The following is a 15,414-nucleotide window of genomic DNA, read 5'->3' as shown; positions in this document are numbered from 1 at the left end:
TCAGCCCAGCGCCAGCCCCGCCAACAGGGCGAGCGCAGCTCCACCACCGGATGCCGGCGTAGCATCCGCGAAAACGGATGCCGCGCCGCCCGTGTTCGGGGCGGTTCTCGATTCGGCGACCCGCTGCATCCACTTTCACTCTGAACTGGACATCGTCGCGATCAGGTTCGCCTGCTGCCGGCGCTACTACCCGTGCTACCAGTGCCACGACGAGGCTGTGCGGGGCGAACCCGTTCCGCATGCGGCCCGGCGGTGGCCACAGTCCGAGTGGTCGGAGCTCGCGATTCTGTGCGGGGCCTGCCACCGCGAGCTCAGCATCACCGAGTATCGCCAGGTCGAGCGCTGCCCGCACTGCGCCGCCGAGTTCAACCCCGGCTGCCGCCTGCACGCCCACCTCTATTTCGAGGAGTCCGACGGGTGACCCGGCCGCGGGCCGATACCTTCAGCCCCCTGAACGCTGGTCACCTCTGGTGAGGTGCCAGCTTTGGCCCATGAACCCCGCCACGCCACGCGAGGTGCCAACTTCCGCCCCGTGAACGCTGATCATCTCTGGTGAGGTGCCATCTTTGGCCCCATGAGTTCCGGCCAAGGGGCCAAAGATGGCACCTCGCGGCGGCGCACACACCCCATTTCGCGGGCTCCCATTTCAGGCCCAATCTTTTCCGGGCCCGGGCCCGGAAAGCGGGACCATGATCGATCATGGGCCCCCGTTCGCAACATGGGCCCGGCCTCGCGGGAACCCGAGCCACAGGCAGAGCCAGAGACAGAGTCAGAGTCAGCCGAGCGCCAGCCCAGCCCACAGACCGAGTGCTGCGCCGCTAACGGATGCCGCGAGCATGCCGATCCCGTTGGCCAGCGCCGCGAGATACCGCCGTTGCTGGGCCAGTCGCACGGTCTCGAAACTCGCCGTACTGAACGTCGTGTAGCCGCCGAGTAGACCGACGCCGATCACGAGGCTCCACTCCGGCGCGAGCAGGTGATTCATGGCGAGGCCGGTGACGAGGCCGAGCAGCAGCGAGCCGCTCACGTTGATGATGGTCGTGCCGAACGGAAACGCCCCGCCGAGGCGGGAGCGCACGAGGCCGTCGAGGTAGAACCGGGCGCCCGCGCCCACGCCGCCGGCGCAGGCGATCCCCAGGAACAGGAGCGGGGTCATCCGTTCGCCCCCGGATGCCGGTGCAGAGCGGCGCCGAGCACGATGCCGAGCCCGGTGGCCACTCCGCCGAGCAGCACGGTACCGAGAGCATAGGTGAGCGCGAGGCCGATCTCACCGCCGATGAGTAGCAGTGCACTCGCGGTCGCGAGCGCGCTGTAGGTCGTGAACCCGCCGAGCAGGCCGGTGCCGAGCAGGAGTCGCAGGCTGCGGCGGCCACCGGCATCATGTCCGCTGCGCACGAGGGCCTCGAGCAGGAGGCCAAGCAACAGGGCACCGAGTAGGTTGATTCCGAGCGTGGTGAGCGGTAGGCGACCGTCAGGAAGCACGAGCGAGAGCGCTTCGCGCAGGGCGGTGCCTGCCGTTCCGCCGAGAAAGACCAGGCCGAGGTAGCGCCAGCGCAGATGCGCGGCGCGCGGCGTGATTCTCTCGATGATTCACCTACCTGTTTGTCGCGGTGGTTCAGTCGCAACCAGAGCAGGAACCATCAGCGAAGGCGGTTTGAGCGGATGCTCCGGCGGGATCCATCGCCGAGGCCAGAATACACTCCTTCGGCAGGACACGGCTGCGGCGCGAGGCGGCTGCGCGGTCGGACAACGGCGACGCCAAACGCTGTGACACAAGCTTGCGGCGCGAGATACCCGCGCGGCTGGACGGCTACCGCTCCGACTCCCACGGCAGCTCGTCGCGGAACGCTACCGGGGCGAGCGGAACGACGACGACCGGCCGGTGCTGCCGGTGGGCGAGGTGTACGGCCACGGAGCCGCCGAAGAATTCCTGCACGCTGGCCCGCACGCCGGATTCGCGGGTACCGACCACGATCATCGCGGCGTCGAGCGTGTCGGCGAGGTGCGCGAGGGCACGGGCCGGATCGCCCGCCACCGCCCGGGTAGACCAGACCAGGTTGCTGCCATCGAGCAGGGTCGTCAGGTGAGCGCGGAGGGCCACGCTGAATCCGTCGTCATCGGTGTCGTCAAGGTCGGGGTCGACCGGCAGGGAGATAACGCCTCCATCGGCGAACTCATCCACGAAATATCGGCCGGCATCGACCGTGGCGCAGACCAGCTCGGCCTGAAACCGGGCAGCAAAGGCAGCGGCCTCCAGCACAACGGCGTCGGGCTGGCCCGGAATCACGCCGACGATCACATAGGTGCTCACGGGTGGCTCCTCTCCCCTGGCGTCAGCTTGACAGCAATTGCGCCGAGCGCATAGGGCCAGAACCGACCGAACAATTCGAAAAACGACACGCGACACAAACGGATGCCCCGGCGCCGGCCATCAGCACGAACGGCGGCCTGACAGGACGGCTCAGGTCCCGGACGCGATCAGGCGGCCGAACTCAAACGACCACGACCACGACACACGGTCAGACTCAGACGAGCGCGGGCGGACGGCTGCGTTCAGACGACTACGGCACGGCCGTGGATGACGGCACCGGTCAGACTTCTGTGGTTCACAGCAGCCGTTCCCGGCACGGCTCGGACGACTGCGGCACGGCCGCGGGCAGTCGGCAACGACTCACGGCCGACCTCAGACGGCGGCCAGCACGCCCGCGACGGAGTCGAGCGAGCCGGGTACCAGGCTGTAGTACGACCAGGTTCCCCGCTTGGCCCGGCTGAGAAAACCCGCGTCGACGAGCACCTTCAGGTGGTGCGAGATGGTTGGCTGGCTCAGCGTGAGCTGGTCGGTCAGGTCGCAGACGCAGGCCTCGGCGTCGGCGTGGGCCGCCACGATCGAGATGATGCGCAGCCGGGCGGGGTCGGCGAGGGCCTTGAGCGAGCGGGCCAGGGAGTCTGCATGGTCCGGGGCGATGGCTGCGCGCGCCAGCGGGGAGGAGCAGGCATCCGCTTGAGAAATGTCGGTCAGGGGCAGGGTCCGGGTAAACGTCATCTGAACAGATCCTCCTTAGATTGACATTGGTCAATGTATTGATCTAGCGTGGACATCGACAACGATCAATGTTACCGCGAATCGCTGTCGTCAAGACTTGGAGATTCGTGAGCATTACGGCACCTGCCCCCACCCGACTTGGCGCGATGGACCGGCTGTTGCCGGTCTGGATCCTCGCCGCCATGGGCCTCGGCCTGCTGCTGGCCGTGTTCGTTCCGGCCGTCGGCGATCTGCTGCACGCGTTCACGATCGGCTCGATCAGCGTGCCGATCGCCATCGGGTTACTGATCATGATGTACCCGGTGCTCGCCAAGGTGCGTTACACGGATGCCCGTTCCGTCGCCTCCGACAAGCGCCTGCTGATCTCTTCTCTGCTGCTGAACTGGCTGGTCGGTCCAGCGCTCATGTTTGCCCTGGCCTGGATCTTTCTGCCCGACCTGCCCGAATACCGCACCGGACTGATCATCGTCGGCCTCGCCCGCTGCATCGCCATGGTGCTGATCTGGAACGACCTCGCCTGCGGCGACCGCGAAGCCGCAGCATTTCTCGTGGCCGTGAACTCGGTGTTCCAGGTCGTCGCGTTCGGTGCCCTCGGCTGGTTTTACCTGCAGGTACTGCCGGCCTGGCTCGGCCTGCCCACCACGAGCGCCGAGTTCTCGATCTGGGCGATCACCGCGAGCGTGCTGGTGTTCCTCGGAATTCCACTGCTGGCCGGGTATTTGTCTCGCCGCATCGGTGAGGCCCGCCGCGGCCGCGACTGGTACGAGGCTCGCTTTCTGCCCCGGGTCGGCCCGTTCGCGCTCTGGGGACTGCTGTTCACGATCGTCATGCTGTTCGCCCTGCAGGGCCAGCAGGTCATCGACCACCCCGGCGACGTGGCCCGCATCGCATTGCCGATGCTGGTCTACTTCGCGATGATGTTCCTCGCGGGTTTCCTCACCGGGCGCCTGCTGCGCATGAGCTACGAACGCACCACGACGCTGGCCTTCACCGCCGCCGGCAACAACTTCGAGCTTGCGATCGCCGTCGCGATCGGAACCTTCGGCGCCCTCAGCGGCCAGGCCCTCGCCGGCATCGTCGGCCCGCTGATCGAAGTACCGGCGCTCGTCGCGCTCGTTTACGTCGCGCTCTGGCTGAAACCGCGACTCTTTCCCGAACGGATGCCGGCGGCCGACTCTGCGCCGGCCGCAGCATCCACTCGTACCCTCGTCTAACTGAAGGAACTTAGAGATGAAACCCTCCGTATTGTTTGTCTGCGTACACAACGCCGGACGCTCGCAGATGGCCGCTGGCTTTCTGACCGCACTGTCGCAGGGCCGCGTCGAGGTGCTCTCGGCCGGCTCGGAGCCGAAGGATCAGATCAACCCGGTCGCGATCGCCGCGATGGCCGAAGAGGGCATCGACATCGCCGGCAACGTGCCGAAGATCCTCACGACCGAGGCCGTCAAGCAGTCCGACGTCGTCATCACAATGGGCTGTGGTGACGCCTGCCCGATCTTTCCGGGCAAGCGTTACGAGGACTGGAAGCTGGACGATCCGGCCGGCCAGGGCATCGAGAGCGTGCGCCCCATTCGCGATGAGATCAAGGCGCGCATCGAGGCGCTGCTCGCCGAGATTCTGCCGGTCGAGGCTTAGGCATGCTTCCCGGCCTGACCTACCCGGAAGAGTCGCTCAAGCGCCTCGCCGGTGAGCTCGCCGAGCAGTTTCACGGCATCTTCGCCGCTGAGACCGTCGAACGCTACGTGCTCGAGTCTTATACCGGGCTGCTGCGCACGTCGAGCGTGAAAGCACATCTGACGACCCGCACGGCACGCTTTGCTCGCGAGCGCCTGAACGCGCTGGGCCAGGCCAAGGGTGCGATCGAGCGACCGGTGCCCGAGGTCTTGTTCGTCTGCGAGCAGAATGCCGGCCGCTCGCAGATGGCCGCGGTGTTCACCAATGCCCTGTCGGGCGGTGCCGTGCACGTGCGTTCGGCCGGATCGATGCCCCTGCCCGAGCTGAACCCGACCATGGTCGCGGTCATGGCCGAACTCGGCCTGTCGCTCGACGAGTCATTTCCGAAGCCGCTCACCGACGACGTGGTGCAGGCGGCGGACGTCGTGATCACCATGGGCTGCGGCGATGCCTGCCCGATCTACCCTGGCAAACGCTACGTCGATTGGGAGCTCGTCGATCCGGCCGGCCAGCCGATCGAGGAGGTGCGGCGCATCCGCGACCAGATCCGGGCGAACGTCACGGAGATGCTGGCCGGTCTCGGAGTGACCCCCGCCGCCTGAGTCGCCTTGGGGACCAGGCCCGGGAACGGGGCCCGGGCCCCGTCCGTGGGCCCAGTTTATAAGCTGGGCCCCGGGTCATAAGGTGGGCCCGGCGAGCGGATGCAGTGCCCCGCCCGCACGCCCTACGCGAGCGTCAGGAACAACTTCTCAAGCTCGGGGACCGTCAGCGAGTTCTCGTTGTCGGGGTTCGCGATGCAGTCGCGCATCGCGGTCGACACGATGACGAAGCCGGCCTTGTCGAGGGCACTCGACACGGCAGCCAGTTGGGTCACGACGTCGCGGCAATTGCCGCCGCCCTCGACCGCGGCGATGACGGCGGTCAGCTGCCCCTGCGCCCGGCGCAACCGGTTCAGGATCTTCTTCTGCTCGGCGGCCCGAACGTCGTCCATCTCAGGCCCCCTGCTCGGTCGCCAGACCGGCCTGCTGCCAGGCGGTGGTACCGCCGGCAATGTTCACGGCGTCGTGGCCGTGCGCGGCCAGATACTCCGCCACCTGCGCGCTGCGTCCGCCGAGGGCGCAGATGACGTGCACCGGAACATCCGCTGGAATCTCGCTGATTCGCCCGACGACCTCGCCCATCGGAATGTGGATCACGCCGGGAACGTGGGCGGCTTCGTACTCCCACGGTTCGCGCACGTCGATGACGACGGGTTCGGTGAGCGCGGACAGCTCGGTGACGGTAATTTCTTTCATGCGAGGGCTCTTTCCAAAATGGGTGAAGTGACGGTTCCGGCCAGCCAGGTGCGGTAGCCGCCGTCGAGGTTGCGCACGTCGAATCCGTGCTGGGTGAGAATGCGCGCGGCGGTGTGGCCGCGCTGACCGACCTGGCAATGCACGATCAGCGGCACCGGCGGAAGGTCAGCGAGTCGGGCTCGCAACTCGTCGAGTGACACGTTGAGCGCGCCCGGAATGCTGCCGGCGGCAAATTCGCCCGCCGACCGCACGTCCACGAGCACAGCGCCGGCCGCCTGCGCCGCCTCCAGCTCGTGCCACTGCAGGTTCACGCTCGTTCCCTGCGCGAGGTTGTCGGCGACATATCCAAGCTGGTTGATCGGGTCTTTTGCCGAGGCATACTGCGGCGCATAGGCGAGTTCCAGACGCGTCAAAGCGGATGCGCTCAGCCCGGCCGCCATCGCGACCGCGAGCACGTCGATGCGCTTATCCACCCCCGCACCGCCCACGATCTGCGCGCCGAGAATTGCATCGGTCGCGGCATCGATGAGCAGCTTGATCGACATCCCCTCCGCGCCCGGGAAGTAACCGGCGTGGTTGACGGGGTGCGTGTGCGCGATGCGGTGGGCACGCCCGGCGGCGATCAGGCGCTTCTCGTTCCAGCCGACGGTGGCTACGGTGAGGCCGAAGATGGCGACGATTCCGGCGCCGACGGCCGGCTCAGCCTGCTCGGGAGTGCCGGCGATGCTGTCGGCGACGGAGCGGCCGTGGCGGTTCGCGAGGCCGGCCATGGTGACGAGCACGCCTGCGCCGTCGACGGCATCCGTTTTCTCGACGCCGTCGCCGACCGCGAAGATGAGTGGATCGCTGGTGGCCTGGGTGCCGTCGACCCAGACGCCGCCGCTCTCGCCGATGCGCAGGCCGGCCTGCTCGGCGAGGGTCACGTCGGGGCGCACGCCGCTCGCGTCGATCACGAGGTGGGCGGGTACGGTCGTTCCGTCGCTGAGAGTGACGCTCTGCCCGGACGCTCCAGTGACGACGGTGCCCAGGCGCACGTCGACGCCGCGTTCGCGCAGTCGGTCAAGCACGGGCGCTGCCATTTCGGGGTCGAGGGGGGTGAAGATCTGGCTGCCGCGCTGCACGAGGGTCACCTGCACCCCGCGGTGCACGAGGTTTTCGATGGCTTCGAGGCCGATGAATCCGCCGCCGATGACCACAGCGGATGCCGTTTCGACGCCCGCGAGCACCGCGGTGATGTGGTCGACGTCATCGACCGTGCGCAGCGTATGGGTGGGAATGGTGCTGTCGGTCGCGCCGGACCGCGCCGAGGCGCCGGCGGCGAGCACGAGGCGGTCATAGCTCTCGATGCTTTCTTCGCCGGTGAGCAGATTGCGCACCGAGACGGTCTGTTCGACGCGGTCGATCTGCACGACCTCGGTGTCGATGCGCACGTCGAGCGCGAAGCGGCCGCCGAGAGATTCGGGGGTCTGCAGCAGCAGGTCACTGCGCTTACGGATGATTCCCCCGACGAAATACGGCAGGCCGCAGTTCGCGAACGAGACGTAGTGTCCGCGCTCGAACACGATGATCTCGGCGCTCTCGTCGAGCCGGCGTAACCTGGTCGCCGCCGACATGCCGCCGGCGACCCCGCCCACGATGATGATTTTCACGTTTTCCTCCATTCAAATTAAACCCTAGAGGGTATCCAGGGCACAAGCCTGCGGGCGCGGCGGCGGCATCCGCTCGCCCGGGCCCACCCTGCGGAAGCGGGCCCATGATCCATCATGGGCCCAGCGACCGGGCCCGGGCCCGGAAACAAAAAGCCCGAAAGCCCGAACCAGGAAACAAAGGAGGTCCGGAAGGAAATACTCAGGTGACCGGGAGCGCGCGGAAGCCGCGCAACCGCAGACTGTTGGTCACCACGAACACCGAGGACAGGGCCATCGCAGCGCCGGCGATCAGCGGATTCAGCAGCCCGGCCATCGCGAGCGGAATCGCCGCGACGTTGTAGGCAAAGGCCCAGAACAGGTTCGCCTTGATCGTCGTGAGGGTGCGCCGAGACAAGCGGATGGCATCCGCTGCGGCGAGCAGATCGCTGCGCATGAGCGTGAGGTCACTCGCCTCGATCGCGACATCGGTGCCCGAGCCCATCGCAATGCCGAGGTCAGCGGTCGCCAGGGCGACGGCGTCATTCACGCCGTCACCGACCATCGCCACCACGTGCCCCTCCGCCTGCAACCGCGCAATCACCCGGGCCTTGTCGGCGGGCAGCACCCCGGCGGTCACGTCGGTAATGCCGACCGAGGCGGCGACATTCTGCGCCGCCGCGAGATTGTCGCCGGTGACCAGCATCGGCGTCAGCCCGAGCGCCCGAAAGCGCTCGACCGCCACAGCGCTCGTCGGCTTCACCGTGTCGGCGACGGTCAGTACGCCGCGCACGTGGCCCTCCCAGGCCACCATGACGGCGGTCTTGCCGAGCCCCTCGGCGGTGCCCAGCACGGCCTGCAGCTCAATCGGCACGCTAAGCCCCCACCGTTCAACCAGCCACGCGGGCCGGCCGACCAGAACCAGGCGGCCGTCTACCTCGGCCTGCACCCCGAGCCCCTGCTCCGACAGAAACGCCGACGACGACAACAAAGGGCCGAGCTTCGACACCGCGCCCGCCGTGATGGCCCGGGCGATCGGATGCTCCGACCCGCTTTCCGCCGCCCCCGCCAGAGCCAGCAACTCATCGACAGAGCCGCACTCGTGTGGCACAACGCTCGACAGCGTCATGCGCCCGGTCGTGATCGTGCCGGTCTTATCGAGAACAATGGTGTCGACCCGGCGGGTGGATTCCAGAACCTGCGGCCCCTTGATCAGAATGCCCAGTTGCGCGCCGCGCCCGGTTCCCACGAGCAGCGCGGTCGGCGTGGCGAGCCCGAGGGCACACGGGCAGGCGATGATGAGCGTCGCGACGGCCGCGGTGAACGCCATCGTCGCGCCGGCGCCGACCAGCAGCCAGCCAGCCAGGGTCGCCAGGGCGAGCCCGATCACGATCGGCACGAACACGGCGGAGACCCGGTCTGCCAGACGCTGTACCTCGGCCTTGCCGGTCTGCGCCTGCTCCACCAGTCGGCCAATATGGGCCAGCTCGGTGTCAGCGCCGACCCGAACGGCCCGCACCACGAGGCGCCCGCCGGAATTCAGGGTTGCCCCCACAACGTTGTCGCCCGGTCCGACCTCGATCGGCACCGATTCGCCGGTGAGCAGGCTCGCGTCAATCGCACTCGAACCGTCCACGATCAGGCCGTCGGTCGCGATCTTCTCCCCCGGCCGCACCACAAACTCGTCGCCGACCACGAGCAGCGCGGTGCTGATCCGGCTCTCCACGCCATCCTTCAGCAGCGTAGTTTCCTTCGCGCCGAGTTCGAGCAGCGCCTGCAGCGCCGCCCCGGAGTTGCGCTTGGCCCGCGCCTCCGCGTAGCGCCCGGCCAGAATGAACACCGTGACAGCGGATGCCACCTCAAGATAAATCTCATCGGCACCACCTCCCGGGGTGGCCGAGAAGGTGAAGCTCATGGTCATGCCGGCCATCCCGGCCATGCCGAAGAACAGGGCATAGAGCGACCAGCCGAGGGCGGCGAGCACGCCGACGCTGACCAGGGTATCCATGGTCGCGGCGCCATGGCGGGCGTTCACCCAGGCGGCGCGGTGGAACGGCCAGGCTCCCCAGATGGCGACCGGGGCGGCGAGGGTCAGGGCCAGCCATTGCCAGTTCGTGAACTGCAACACCGGAATCATCGACAGGGCGGCAACCGGCACGGTCAGCGCGGCCGAGACGAGCAGGCGCTGGCGCAGGGTGGCCAGCTCGGGGTCGCCGGTGTCCGCCGCGGGCGCGGCTGCGGGCCGCACGGCCGTGTAGCCGGTGGCTTCAATCGTCTTGATGGCGTCGTCGACGCTCGTGCCGGCCGGCACAAAAACGCTCGCCTTTTCGGTGGCGTAATTGACCGTGGCGGCGACCCCGGGCATCCGGTTGAGCTTCTTCTCGATGCGGGCAGCGCACGAGGTGCAGGTCATTCCACTGACGAGGAGGTCAACCTGTTGACCATCCGACATCAGGCCGCGGACACCAGCTGGTAGCCCGCCTCCTCAACGGCTGCGGCAACCAGAGCCCGGTCGAGCGGGGCGGCGCTCGTGACGGTCACCTGCGAGGTGCCGCCCTTGACCAGTTCCACGGTGACGTTCTCAGCCCCGGCGATGAGCCCAATCTCTTCGGTCACGCTCGCGACGCAGTGGCCGCAGGTCATTCCGTCAACGCCGTAGGCGGTGGTTGTGCTGTTCATGGTCAGAACCTTTCTGTTTCCCCGCGAAGGGGTCTCATTCGAGCATACCCCTTGGGGGTACCATGGGACCCACTATACCCCTTGGGGGTACCATGGGACCCACTATACCCCGAGGGGGTACACTGGGAGACTAACGACGATGCAGAGGATAACCGTATGAACGAGTCAGAGTCGACCCACGACGGGCCGCACGGCTACATCTCCAACAAGGATGCCTACCTCAAGCGTCTGCGCCGCATCGAAGGTCAGGCCCGCGGGCTGCAGGGAATGGTCGCCGACGACAAGTACTGCATCGATATCCTCACCCAGATCTCCGCCATGACGAGCGCGCTCGAATCGGTCGCACTCGGCTTGCTCGACGATCACCTGAATCACTGCGTGCTGCACGCCGCTGTCGCTGGCGGCGCCGAAGCCGAGGCCAAGCTCCGCGAGGCTTCCGCCGCCATCGCACGTCTGGTGCGTTCCTAAAGGACCGGACCTTTGGCCCTAGTCCCCGGGTGCAGCCCGGCGCGACACTTAACAGGCAGCAATACGTACCGGCCAGCATCCGTGCCGATTGAAGAGGGACCCCCATGAACAGCAACGCCGCCACGGCCGCTCCCGTACGGGTTTTCATTCTCGACGATCACGAGCTGGTTCGGCGCGGACTGCGCGAGCTGCTCGAGGGCGAGGGGTTCGAGGTCGTGGCCGACTGCGGTCTGGCCGCTGAGGCTACGCCGCTCATTCTCGAGCTGCACCCCGACGTGGCCATTCTCGATGCCCGCCTGCCCGACGGCACCGGCATCGAAGTCTGCCGGGACGTGCGCTCGGTCGACGAGGCCCAGCAGTGCCTCATTCTCACCAGTTACGACGACGAGCAGGCGCTGCGCGGTGCGGTTCTGGCCGGCGCGGCCGGCTATCTGCTCAAGGAGATTCGCAGCACCGACCTGCTCGGCAAGATTCGGCGCGCGGCGGCGGGCGAATCCCTCTTCGACCCGGCGATCAAGGCCAGCATCATCGCCGGCCTGGCCGACCCGCAGGATGCCAGGCTCGCCACGCTCACCGCGCAGGAGCGCAAGGTGCTCGACCTCATCGGCGCGGGGCTGACCAATCGCGAAATCGGCCAGACCATGTTTTTGGCGGAGAAGACCGTCAAGAACTACGTGTCGTCGATGCTCGCGAAGCTGGACTTTCAGCGCCGAACCCAGGCTGCCGTGTTCGTTGCGAAACGTGGAGACGAACACCGACTGTAATTTCCGGCACTGGCACAGACCAGCGCAGCCGGGTTCCTTCGCCGAGGGTGCTGCGCACCGAGAATTTACCGTCGAGCAGCGCCGCGCGTTCCTTGAGGTTGTCCAGGCCGCTGCGCCGCGCCGGCTTGCTGAAACCGATGCCGTTGTCGGCGATCACGAGCTTGATCCGCTCGTCCTGGACGTCCACCGAAATGTCAATGCTGGTCGCCTGCGCGTGGCGAGCAGCATTGCTCAGCCCCTCCGAGATCACAGCGAGCAGGCTGCCGCTGAGGTCATCGGCGAGCGGTCCGTCAATCGGCCCGGACAGGCGGATGCGCGGGGCGAACGGCAGGCCCTGCGCGCCCTCTTTGATCACGGCGAGAATGCGACTGCTCAGCGTGCCGGTGTCCTGAGCCATTCCGCGCAGGGAATAGATCGTGTCACGCAGTTCACGAATGGTCTCATCGAGCTCGGTCGTCACCGCGTTGATGCGGTCCAGCGCAACCGGATCGTTCGTGAACCGGCGCAGGCTCTGCATGCTCAGCCCGGCGGCGAACAGCCGCTGAATGACGAGGTCGTGCAGATCGCGCGCGATCCGGTCGCGGTCGCCGAGCACCGCCTGCTCCTCGCGCATCCGGTGCACCGTGGCCAGCTCGAGCGCGAGCGATACCTGGGTGCCGAACACCGCGCTCATCTCCACATCGGTGAGGCTATAGGCAGCGGATGCCGGTGCTCGCGACAGCAGAATCACGCCCTGCCCGTCGCCGGCCGGCCCCAGTGCGGCCACCAGTGTGGGACCCAGGAGCGACCACTGCGCCGCGGAGGCCGGGCACGCTGCATCCTGTCTCAGAATAGGCGGATTGCCGAGGGCTGAGGACGCACCGGTGTCGTGCAGTTCGTCGAGCGTGCCGGGGCGCAGCAGTACCGTGCCGCCGACCAGGCGGGCGGCGACTTCGGCCGAGGCGTCCACGCCGGCAGCGGCCGCACAGTACAGGCTGTCGTCGGTGGGAAACCCGATCACGGCCAGTTCGGCACCGGAAGCGACGAGGACGCGCTGCACCACCAGATCGAGGCCGTTGTTCTCGTCACCGTCGTCCGGGCGCAGCAGGTCGCGGCCCATCGCCGCGACCGCCTCCAACCAGCGGCTGCGGCGGCGGGCCTCGTCGTAGAGACGGGCGTTCTCGATCGTCACGCCGGCGGCCGCGGCGAGCGCGACGGCCAGTTCCTGATCTTCGTCGGTGAAGTCGCCGCCGCCTTCTTTTTCGGTGAGGTAGAGATTGCCGAACACAGTGTCGCGCACCCGAACCGGAACGCCGAGGAACGACTTCATCGGCGGGTGATGGGCCGGAAACCCGAAAGAGTCGGCGTGCTCGTGCAGATCGTGCAGACGGATCGGGCGCGGTTCGCGAATGAGCAGGCCGAGGACGCCGTGGCCGGTCGGCAGCGCCCCGATCCGGTGAACGGTTTCCTCGTCGAAACCGACGGTGACGAAGTGGCTCAATACCGGGCCGGTTCCAATTACGCCGAGGGCACCGTACCGGGCTTGCACCAGCCGGCAGGCGGCGGTCACGACACGTTCGAGAACCGATTCGAGGCTGAGGTCCTCAGCGACCGACACGACGGCGTCGAGCAGGCCGCGCATGCGGTCCTGGGTGAGCGCCAATTCGGCGATAATCTGATCCGACACCGTGTTCCCCCACCCAGTCAGCGATCTGTGCTCTAACCTTGGCACGGTTTGGCGGGAGGTGACCTTACTTGTGGGTTGTTCTCGTCACAATCGTCGGGCAGCTGATGTGCAGTAGCACCTCGTGGCTGACCGATCCCATCAGCAGACGCGTCAGCGACCCGCGGCCACGGCTACCTACGACGAGCAATTGGGCGCGCACGGCGGCGGACACCAACGCCCGGGCGGGCGATTCGTCGGTCTCGAGAACCTGGTGAACCACGAGGTCGGGGTATCGAGCGCTGAGGCCGGCGACGGCCTCGGCAAGCACAATGCGTTCCTCCTCCATGCGCTCGGTCACGGCGTTGGCCGGAATGCTGCGCAGCACGCGACGGTTCGGCAAGTGCACCGCGTACAGGGCGTAGAGCTCCTGGCCAGTGCGGTCGGCCTCTGCGGCGGCGAACGCGACGGCCGCCACGGAATCGGCTGAGCCATCCACGCCGACGTACACGCCCGAGCGCTCAATTTCGGGCAGGGAGGGGATGACTGCGACGGGGCAGGCTGCCAGCGCGGCAATCTGCAGGCTCACGCTGCCGAACAGTTCGCCCTCGACCCGGCCCTTATGCTCGGTTCCGACGACGATGAGGTCGGCCTCTTTCGAGAGTTCGCTGAGCACCCGCGGCGCGCTGCCGGTGCGCAACTCGGTGTGGGTGGTCACCGTGGGAGCCAAGGCGGCGGCGCGAGCGCCGGCTTCGGTGAGCAGCTTCTTCTCGGCGTCGAGAATGGAATCGTAGTAGCCGTAGCCATCGGCCAGCCAGGTTTCGTACACGGTGTGCATGAGGGTCACCGGGCTCTTCACGTTCTCGGCTCGCTGCATGGCCCACGCGAGGGCGCTCTCGCCGGCGGCAGAATCATCAATGCCAACCACAATCATCCGGTTCATTGCTCTACCTCTTCTGATAGCTCAGGTCACAGCGGTGTAGTGCACCGCCTACGCCTCATCCTCCCAGTGCGCGCAGAATAATAGAAGGGCCGGAAGTCCCGATTAGGTGGGTTTTTCCCAACGGGACTTTCGGCACTGTTGGGCGCAGGAGCTCCAGAACTAGCGTGGCTCTGACGGGTCGTTTGCCCGCCCACGAACCAAGGAGATACCCCGTGAAGGCACTTGTCTATGGCGGCCCCGGCCTGAAGAGCTGGACCGACGTTCCGGATCCGACGCTGCACAGCCCGACCGATGCGATCGTGCGCGTGGACACCACCACGATCTGCGGCACCGACCTGCACATTCTCAAGGGCGACGTTCCCGCCGTCACGGTCGGCCGCATCCTCGGCCATGAGGGCGTCGGCACAATCACCGAGGTCGGTTCAGCCGTCAGCAATCTGAAGGTCGGCGACCGGGTCATCATCTCCTGCATCAAGAGCTGCGGCCACTGCAGCAACTGCAGCAACGGGCTCTACTCGCACTGTCTCGGCGATGAGGGTGCCTCCGGCATCGGCTGGGTCTTCGGCCACCTCATCGACGGCACCCAGGCCGAGTTCGTGCGCGTTCCCTACGCCGACAACTCCCTGCACAAGCTGCCGGACGGCGTCAGCGACGACCAGGGCGTTATGCTCAGCGACATTCTGCCGACCGGTTTCGAGATCGGCGTGCAGTACGGCCGGGTCAAGCCCGGCGATGTCGTCGCCGTGATCGGTGCCGGCCCGGTCGGCCTCGCCGCCATCGCGACCGCGGGCCTGTACGGCGCCGCGACCATCATCGCGATCGACCTCGACGAGAACCGCCTCGAGCGGGCCCGCTCCTTTGGCGCGACCGACACGGTCGTCTCCGGTGCCGCCGACTGGAAGGAGCAGGTTCTGGCCCTCACCGACGGCGCCGGCGTCGACGTGGCCATCGAGGCCGTCGGCATTCCGCAGACCTTCACCATGGCCACCGAAATCGTGCGCCCGGGCGGCAACGTCGCCAACGTCGGCGTGCACGGCAAGCCGGTCGACCTGCACCTGGAGAACCTCTGGATTCAGAACATCAACATCAGCATGGGGCTGGTCAACGCCAACACCACGAAGATGCTGCTCAAGCTCGTCGCGAGCAAGAAGCTGCCGGCGGAGAAATTGGCCACGCACCACTTCAACTTCGACCAGTTCCTCGAGGCCTACGACACCTTTGGTCGCGCCGCCGAAACCAAGGCCCTCAAGGTCGTCATCACCCGCTAACAACGTTTCCCCG

The 15,414-nt window shown here is 67.2% G+C and carries 19 protein-coding genes and 1 riboswitch; of the genes, 7 read left to right on the top strand and 12 right to left on the bottom strand.

Annotation, left to right across the window (positions count from 1 at the left end; translation table 11 throughout):
* A complete protein-coding gene (locus tag E3T31_RS18470; RefSeq protein WP_255453981.1) occupies positions 1-129 on the bottom strand; it encodes a hypothetical protein in 129 nt (42 codons plus the stop codon).
* Between E3T31_RS18470 and E3T31_RS18090 the strand changes: the two genes are divergently transcribed.
* Complete coding sequence (locus tag E3T31_RS18090; protein WP_241977450.1) at positions 92-421, top strand: CHY zinc finger protein; 330 nt, start codon at positions 92-94, stop codon at positions 419-421. The two genes, E3T31_RS18470 and E3T31_RS18090, sit on opposite strands and share 38 nt — an antisense overlap.
* Positions 422-775: 354 nt before the next feature.
* On the opposite strand, the gene crcB is transcribed toward E3T31_RS18090, so the two are convergent.
* The 4 genes from crcB to E3T31_RS00835 all read right to left on the bottom strand — a co-directional run bounded on the left by crcB (position 776) and on the right by E3T31_RS00835 (position 3,043).
* Positions 776-1,156 carry a fluoride efflux transporter CrcB gene (gene crcB, locus E3T31_RS00850; protein ID WP_134467041.1) on the bottom strand — a complete coding sequence of 127 codons (381 nt, stop codon included), beginning with the start codon at positions 1,154-1,156 and terminating at the stop codon, positions 776-778.
* Entirely contained in the window at positions 1,153-1,536 is a 384-nt protein-coding gene (locus E3T31_RS00845) for a CrcB family protein (protein WP_255453980.1), read from the bottom strand. The genes crcB and E3T31_RS00845 overlap by 4 nt, the downstream gene beginning before the upstream one ends.
* Before the next feature lie 88 nt (positions 1,537-1,624).
* Positions 1,625-1,694: riboswitch (Fluoride riboswitch) on the bottom strand.
* A gap of 116 nt (positions 1,695-1,810) precedes the next feature.
* A complete protein-coding gene (locus E3T31_RS00840; protein ID WP_134467039.1) occupies positions 1,811-2,311 on the bottom strand; it encodes a universal stress protein in 501 nt (166 codons plus the stop codon).
* A gap of 372 nt (positions 2,312-2,683) precedes the next feature.
* Complete coding sequence (locus E3T31_RS00835; RefSeq protein WP_092448311.1) at positions 2,684-3,043, bottom strand: helix-turn-helix transcriptional regulator; 360 nt, start codon at positions 3,041-3,043, stop codon at positions 2,684-2,686.
* A gap of 146 nt (positions 3,044-3,189) precedes the next feature.
* On the opposite strand from E3T31_RS00835, the gene arsB reads away from it, so the two are divergent.
* The 3 genes from arsB to E3T31_RS00820 are packed head-to-tail and all read left to right on the top strand — an operon-like array spanning position 3,190 to position 5,319.
* Positions 3,190-4,257, top strand: a complete 1,068-nt coding sequence (gene arsB, locus E3T31_RS00830) for an ACR3 family arsenite efflux transporter (protein ID WP_198416956.1) — start codon at positions 3,190-3,192, stop codon at positions 4,255-4,257.
* A 16-nt stretch (positions 4,258-4,273) separates the two neighbouring features.
* The gene (locus E3T31_RS00825; RefSeq protein WP_104131561.1) at positions 4,274-4,678 is read left to right on the top strand and encodes an arsenate reductase ArsC; all 405 of its coding nucleotides are present in this window, start codon (positions 4,274-4,276) and stop codon (positions 4,676-4,678) included.
* A 2-nt stretch (positions 4,679-4,680) separates the two neighbouring features.
* Complete coding sequence (locus E3T31_RS00820) at positions 4,681-5,319, top strand: arsenate reductase ArsC (protein ID WP_134467037.1); 639 nt, start codon at positions 4,681-4,683, stop codon at positions 5,317-5,319.
* Between the two features lie 122 nt (positions 5,320-5,441).
* On the opposite strand, the gene E3T31_RS00815 is transcribed toward E3T31_RS00820, so the two are convergent.
* The 5 genes from E3T31_RS00815 to E3T31_RS00795 all read right to left on the bottom strand — a co-directional run bounded on the left by E3T31_RS00815 (position 5,442) and on the right by E3T31_RS00795 (position 10,316).
* Positions 5,442-5,708, bottom strand: coding sequence for a metal-sensitive transcriptional regulator (locus E3T31_RS00815; protein ID WP_105033762.1), 267 nt, complete (start codon positions 5,706-5,708; stop codon positions 5,442-5,444).
* Position 5,709: 1 nt separating this feature from the next.
* A complete protein-coding gene (locus E3T31_RS00810; RefSeq protein WP_134467036.1) occupies positions 5,710-6,012 on the bottom strand; it encodes a rhodanese-like domain-containing protein in 303 nt (100 codons plus the stop codon).
* Positions 6,009-7,661: an FAD-dependent oxidoreductase gene (locus E3T31_RS00805; RefSeq protein ID WP_134467076.1), complete on the bottom strand. Its 1,653-nt coding sequence runs from the start codon at positions 7,659-7,661 to the stop codon at positions 6,009-6,011. Before E3T31_RS00805 ends, E3T31_RS00810 begins: the two co-directional genes overlap by 4 nt.
* Before the next feature lie 199 nt (positions 7,662-7,860).
* Positions 7,861-10,050 (bottom strand): cation-translocating P-type ATPase, encoded by a 2,190-nt coding sequence (locus tag E3T31_RS00800; RefSeq protein ID WP_241977448.1) that lies wholly within the window; start codon positions 10,048-10,050, stop codon positions 7,861-7,863.
* A gap of 38 nt (positions 10,051-10,088) precedes the next feature.
* Entirely contained in the window at positions 10,089-10,316 is a 228-nt protein-coding gene (locus E3T31_RS00795) for a heavy-metal-associated domain-containing protein (RefSeq protein WP_134467034.1), read from the bottom strand.
* 156 nt (positions 10,317-10,472) lie between these two features.
* Between E3T31_RS00795 and E3T31_RS00790 the strand changes: the two genes are divergently transcribed.
* On the top strand, positions 10,473-10,784 hold the full coding sequence (locus tag E3T31_RS00790) for a metal-sensitive transcriptional regulator (RefSeq protein WP_134467033.1): 312 nt from the start codon (positions 10,473-10,475) through the stop codon (positions 10,782-10,784).
* A gap of 104 nt (positions 10,785-10,888) precedes the next feature.
* Positions 10,889-11,548, top strand: coding sequence for a response regulator transcription factor (locus tag E3T31_RS00785; RefSeq protein WP_134467032.1), 660 nt, complete (start codon positions 10,889-10,891; stop codon positions 11,546-11,548).
* Here E3T31_RS00785 and E3T31_RS00780 read toward each other — a convergent pair.
* Together E3T31_RS00780 and E3T31_RS00775 are read right to left on the bottom strand one after the other, a co-directional pair.
* Entirely contained in the window at positions 11,448-13,214 is a 1,767-nt protein-coding gene (locus E3T31_RS00780; protein ID WP_241977447.1) for a GAF domain-containing sensor histidine kinase, read from the bottom strand. The two genes, E3T31_RS00785 and E3T31_RS00780, sit on opposite strands and share 101 nt — an antisense overlap.
* Before the next feature lie 64 nt (positions 13,215-13,278).
* The gene (locus tag E3T31_RS00775) at positions 13,279-14,133 is read right to left on the bottom strand and encodes a universal stress protein (protein WP_134467031.1); all 855 of its coding nucleotides are present in this window, start codon (positions 14,131-14,133) and stop codon (positions 13,279-13,281) included.
* Positions 14,134-14,345: 212 nt separating this feature from the next.
* Here E3T31_RS00775 and E3T31_RS00770 point away from each other — a divergent pair, with 212 nt between their 5' ends.
* On the top strand, positions 14,346-15,401 hold the full coding sequence (locus tag E3T31_RS00770) for a zinc-dependent alcohol dehydrogenase family protein (RefSeq protein ID WP_134467030.1): 1,056 nt from the start codon (positions 14,346-14,348) through the stop codon (positions 15,399-15,401).
* Positions 15,402-15,414: the final 13 nt, after the last annotated feature.

It is taken from the genome of Cryobacterium sp. TMS1-13-1 (assembly GCF_004403125.1).
Taxonomy (GTDB): Bacteria; Actinomycetota; Actinomycetes; order Actinomycetales; family Microbacteriaceae; genus Cryobacterium; species Cryobacterium levicorallinum.
The sequence above is the reverse complement of the archived record's forward strand: the minus strand, read 5'-3'. Positions and strand labels throughout refer to the sequence as shown.

Bases quoted from the DNA above. Each gene is read 5' to 3' on its own strand.
- E3T31_RS00835 (WP_092448311.1), bottom strand. From the start codon at position 3,043: ATGACGTTTACCCGGACCCTGCCCCTGACCGACATTTCTCAAGCGGAT.
- E3T31_RS00795 (WP_134467034.1), bottom strand. From the start codon at position 10,316: ATGAACAGCACAACCACCGCCTACGGCGTTGACGGAATGACCTGCGGC.
- E3T31_RS00825 (WP_104131561.1), top strand. From the start codon at position 4,274: ATGAAACCCTCCGTATTGTTTGTCTGCGTACACAACGCCGGACGCTCG.
- E3T31_RS00820 (WP_134467037.1), top strand. From the start codon at position 4,681: ATGCTTCCCGGCCTGACCTACCCGGAAGAGTCGCTCAAGCGCCTCGCC.
- E3T31_RS00790 (WP_134467033.1), top strand. From the start codon at position 10,473: ATGAACGAGTCAGAGTCGACCCACGACGGGCCGCACGGCTACATCTCC.
- E3T31_RS18470 (WP_255453981.1), bottom strand. From the start codon at position 129: ATGCAGCGGGTCGCCGAATCGAGAACCGCCCCGAACACGGGCGGCGCG.
- arsB (WP_198416956.1), top strand. From the start codon at position 3,190: ATGGACCGGCTGTTGCCGGTCTGGATCCTCGCCGCCATGGGCCTCGGC.
- E3T31_RS00785 (WP_134467032.1), top strand. From the start codon at position 10,889: ATGAACAGCAACGCCGCCACGGCCGCTCCCGTACGGGTTTTCATTCTC.
- crcB (WP_134467041.1), bottom strand. From the start codon at position 1,156: ATGACCCCGCTCCTGTTCCTGGGGATCGCCTGCGCCGGCGGCGTGGGC.
- E3T31_RS00775 (WP_134467031.1), bottom strand. From the start codon at position 14,133: ATGAACCGGATGATTGTGGTTGGCATTGATGATTCTGCCGCCGGCGAG.
- E3T31_RS00815 (WP_105033762.1), bottom strand. From the start codon at position 5,708: ATGGACGACGTTCGGGCCGCCGAGCAGAAGAAGATCCTGAACCGGTTG.
- E3T31_RS00810 (WP_134467036.1), bottom strand. From the start codon at position 6,012: ATGAAAGAAATTACCGTCACCGAGCTGTCCGCGCTCACCGAACCCGTC.
- E3T31_RS00800 (WP_241977448.1), bottom strand. From the start codon at position 10,050: ATGACCTGCACCTCGTGCGCTGCCCGCATCGAGAAGAAGCTCAACCGG.